Genomic DNA, 905 nt, shown 5'->3' with positions numbered 1-905 from the left:
CAGGGTGATAATCCCAGATACGAAAATAGCAATAGTGCAAGCGAGCTGGTTAAATCTGGTTGAAGCCCACATTAAGATTGGAATGATTAGAAGTATAAAGTGAGGCTTTTCCTTGGTGGTAAAATAAATGCTGAGGATCGAGATTGAAAGCCAAACAAACCACTCTAAAGGATGTGTGTTTTGCTTGATACGTTGTGCATGGTTTTGTGCCGCGAACACGATGCTTGGAATGGTGGTCAGACTAATAACATTGGAAATCCATAAGTAGGCTATTACCCTTAGGTCTAGTGTGCTGTCGCCGTCATTGGTGAGCAAGCTGACACCGAGCAATGTGCTGATTAAGGCGCTAATTATTACGCTGTGGGAAATATAAAGGATCAGGTTTTTACTGTTTGATAAAGGATTACCCTTGGTAATAGAGAGCTGGAATGACTTCCGGAGCACATAACTTTGCATGCAAAGGCTTAACGAAAACAGTACTGCAGTACTAAGTTCTATATCACCGTCAAACCATGCGTTAGATGCTTGTGATAAAGCGACTGGGGCTAGGAATATTGCGGGTAGACTGACTAGGCCGAAGCAATAAGTAAGAGAGAGTGATAAACCGTAGGCTATGCTGACGTAGGGCATGGCATTCTGAAGTGTCGATCCGTCATTGATAAATAATTGGTCAAAACCTAAAGCAATAAACAACAGGGTGAGACTTATGAAAAATGCGGGTATGCCGTGAATGCGAGCGCTAGAGATTTCTGGCTTAAAACTTAGATTATTTGCATTCATTGAAAGTAAAGCCAGCTTAGCTCGAAGGTGAAATTATATAATGGGCCGCATGGTAAATATGGTGGATTGTCTTCTTGTTTTATGACGAATTTAGCTGTCTGAAGACATCACCATAATGATGAATC

General features: G+C 41.4%; 1 protein-coding gene. It reads right to left on the bottom strand.

Features of this window, described 5'->3' with window-relative positions; genetic code table 11:
- Positions 1-780: hypothetical protein (locus A3735_RS07530; protein WP_156499504.1), on the bottom strand; the 780-nt coding region annotated here is incomplete at its 3' end.
- Positions 781-905: the final 125 nt, after the last annotated feature.

The organism is Oleiphilus sp. HI0061 (genome assembly GCF_001635675.1).
Note: the sequence above shows the minus strand (reverse complement) of the source record. Positions and strands in the feature narration are given on the sequence as shown.